Source organism: Micromonospora sp. ATCC 39149 (assembly GCF_000158815.1).
Taxonomy (GTDB): Bacteria; Actinomycetota; Actinomycetes; order Mycobacteriales; family Micromonosporaceae; genus Micromonospora.
The window spans coordinates 462,930-466,076 of record NZ_GG657738.1; the positions used below are offsets into that span (position 1 = coordinate 462,930).

General features: G+C 71.1%; 3 protein-coding genes and 1 pseudogene. All 4 read right to left on the reverse strand.

Translation table 11 applies throughout. The features are described from left to right. Positions 1-591 (reverse strand): annotated as a pseudogene (locus MCAG_RS01970) (thiamine pyrophosphate-dependent enzyme); the annotation flags it as partial. Next, positions 588-1,385, reverse strand: coding sequence for a DUF3050 domain-containing protein (locus MCAG_RS01975; protein WP_036371945.1), 798 nt, complete (start codon positions 1,383-1,385; stop codon positions 588-590). The gene MCAG_RS01975 and the pseudogene MCAG_RS01970, both read right to left, overlap by 4 nt. Before the next feature lie 2 nt (positions 1,386-1,387). Then, positions 1,388-2,317 (reverse strand): phytanoyl-CoA dioxygenase family protein, encoded by a 930-nt coding sequence (locus tag MCAG_RS01980; protein WP_007071320.1) that lies wholly within the window; start codon positions 2,315-2,317, stop codon positions 1,388-1,390. Next, on the reverse strand, positions 2,314-3,147 hold an 834-nt coding region (gene hppD, locus MCAG_RS01985; protein WP_036371949.1), incomplete at its 5' end, for a 4-hydroxyphenylpyruvate dioxygenase. The genes MCAG_RS01980 and hppD, both read right to left, overlap by 4 nt.

Sequence of the window (3,147 nt, forward strand, 5' to 3'; positions counted from 1 at the left end):
GCATGCCGAATGCCTCGGCCCGGCCGGGAATCGTGCCGGCCTCCGCGCCGTCGACGGGCATGGTGGTGATGTAGAAGTCGTTGTCGCAGCCGAACATCACCGGCACCCGCCACAGCTCGGCCAGCATGAACGCCTCCAACAGCATCCCCTCCAGACGAACAGGTCGCCGAAGAAGGTGGCCCCGACGAGGTCGTCGCCGCGCCGCCGGCGCGCCCACACCGCTCCGGTGAGGATCGCGCCGGCGGCCCCGACGATGGCGTTCGCGCCGAGCACCCCGATGCCGAGATCGGCGGCGTGCATGGACCCGCCCCGGCCCCGGTTGAGCCCGGTCTCCCGGCCCAGCAGCTCGGCGAGCATGCGGGCCGGGTCGGCGCCCTTGGCGAGCACGTGGCCGTGCCCGCGGTGGGTGCCGGTGACCAGGTCTTCGTCGCGCAGCGCCGCGCAGACCCCGGCGGCGATCCCCTCCTGACCGAGGTACGGGTGGATGCCGCCGACGATCGCCCCGGAGCGGACCAGCGCGACGGCCCGCTCCTCGAACCGGCGGATCAGCCGTACCGTGCGGTACAGCCGGACGGGATCGTCGCGGGTCACGCCGGGTGACCCTCCTTGATCGCGGTGAGGATGTCGTCCCAGAGCCGGGCGCGGGCGGCGAGCGCCAGGTTGACCGTGTCGGCGCACTCCTGCCACTTGGCGTCGTCGTCGCCGCACAGGTCGGCGAGCATCTGCATGGCCATCGGGGTGTGCTGCTCCCCGTCGACCTCGATGTGCCGCTCCAGGTAGTCGACGAACTTGTGCAGCTTCTGGCTGCGCTCGTTGACGGCGACGACCTGGGCGAACATGTCGGGGATCAGGTCCTCGCGGCCGAACGCGAACGCCGCCGCCTGGCAGTGCACCGGGGTCGACTCGATGATCTTCCAGGTGGTGCCGGCGAACGCCGCCGACGGGCCGGGCACACCCGCCTCGACCAGCGCCTCACCGACCGGCTTGCCGGCGCGCAGCAGGTCGATCAGCGCGTCCACGGCGGTGGTGGCGGCCCCCGCCTCGGCCATGCCCTGCACGTACAGCTCGAAGTGGCTGATGTAGCCCTCGCCGAGCTCGTCGCTCTCCTCCACCATCACGATGTCGTTGATCAGCCGCCGGCTTCCGGTGGGGCCGGTGGGGATCCACGGCACGTCCACGCAGGTGAGTTGCCGCTGCAACGACTTCAGCAGGGACATGAAGTCCCAGACGGCGAAGACGTGGTGCTCCATGAAGGTGACAAGCGCCTCGTGGGTGTCCAGGTTGGCGTAGAGGGGGTGCTTGACCACCACGTCGCGGCGCTCGGTCACCGCCTGCTCCAGCCGCCCGATGCCCGGGTGCGTCTTGCCCCAGTCGTACCGTGACATTGTCAGCCTCCCTGTTGGGCGCGGTCGCGCCAGATAACCGGGCAGAAGTCGGGGTCCGCGTAGTCCGGCCGCCCGTCGTGGGTGCGGCGGACCAGCACGTCGTGGTTGTACGCGGCGAGGGTGCCGTCGGAGAGCGGGAACTCCCGGTAGGCGTTCGCGCCGTCCTGCAGGTGCAGCGAGACCGCCCGGCGCGGGCGACCGCTGACGTTCGCACCGCTGCCGTGATAGGTGCGGCAGTGGTGGAAACTCACATGTCCCTTGGGGATCACCATGGGGACCTTGCGGATCTGGGCCCCGTTGTACGCGGCGTTGCGGGCCAGCATCTCTTCGAGCTGGTCACGGTCGCGCTCGGCGAAGTGCCGCACCACGGTGTCGTCGGCCCCGATCTCGGACCACCGGTGCGACCCGTCGACCATGGTGATGGTGCCCATCTCCACGCCGCAGTCGTGGAACGGAATGAACGCGGTGAGCATGTCCTCCGACGTCGACGACGACCAGTAGTGCTTGTCGAAGTGCCAGGGCACGATGTTCGACGGCTCGCCCTCGATCGGCGGCTTGTAGATCAGCGTGGACTGGAACACGCGGATCTCGGTGGCCCGCGCGAGCCGGGCGGCGACCGCCCCGATCAGCGGCTTGCGCAGGATCGCGGAGATCGCGTCGTGCTCGTAGTGGACGTAGTCGTTGTGCCGCTGCACCGGGCCCTTCGACGGGTCCCAGTAGGCGAGCTTCGGCGGGCGCACCGGCAGGGTGCGGTCCCGCTCGCCGTCGTAGTACCGGTCGGTGGCCGCCACGAGGGCGTCCATCTCCTCGTCGGTGAACAGCTTCTTCGACAGGTACCAGCCGTGCTCGGCGTAGTGCCGCACGTCGGACTCGGACGGCAGCAGCGCCTTTTCCTGCGCGGTCAGTGTCGGATGGAACTGCGTGGTGGTCATGCCCCAACCCCTTGTGCCGTGCCGGCCACGACGGCGGGGGTCGCCCCCGCCGCGGCCAGCTCCCGTTCCTTGGCCTCGTAGAGGGCCTTGATGTTGCCGCTGCCGAAGGTCAGCGCCCCGCGCCGCTCGATGAGTTCGAGGAAGAGGGTGCGCCGCACGTGCATCGACTCGGTGAAGATCTGCAAAAGCTGGCCGCCGTGGTCGCGGTCGACCAGGATGCTCAGCTCGCGCAGCCGGTCCAGCGGCGCGTCGACCGGGCCGACCCGCCGCTCCAGGTCGTCGTAGTAGGCGCCCGGGGTGCCGGCGAAGCGGACGCCCCGCTCGCGCAGCGCGCCGACGGCGGTGACGATGTCGTCGGTGCGCAGCCCCAGGTGCTGGACGCCGGCCCCGGCGTGTTCGGTGAGAAACGCGTCGATCTGCCCCGGCCGGTGACTGCGGTCCGGCTCCAGCAGCACCAGGGTGACCCGCCCGGACGGGCTCTGCACCACGGTGGAGTTCATCGCCTGCCCGGCGACCTCGATGTGCTCGGTGAAGATCTGCGCGAAGCCGAAGACCCGCTCGTAGTGCGCGACGGTCGCGTCGAGCTGCCCCGGCGGCACGCAGATCGCCAGGTGGTCGATCTCGGCGAGCAGGCCGTCGGCGCCGCCGGCCGGCTCGGCCGACTCGAACGCGCCGGGCAGGAAGTCGCGCCGGTCGCCCCGGCGCTGCACCAGCCGGTGCAGCACGTCGCCGAAGCCGGCCACCTCGGCGGTGACGACCTCGGCGTCCGCGCCGGTGAAGGTGGTCGGCGGCGTCACCGGCGTGGCCCCCCGGCCGACCAGCTCCGCGTA

What these genes read in the sequence shown, in the direction of transcription:
- MCAG_RS01980 (WP_007071320.1), bottom strand. Translation starts at nt 2,317, where the DNA reads ATGACCACCACGCAGTTCCATCCGACACTGACCGCGCAGGAAAAGGCG.
- MCAG_RS01975 (WP_036371945.1), bottom strand. Translation starts at nt 1,385, where the DNA reads ATGTCACGGTACGACTGGGGCAAGACGCACCCGGGCATCGGGCGGCTG.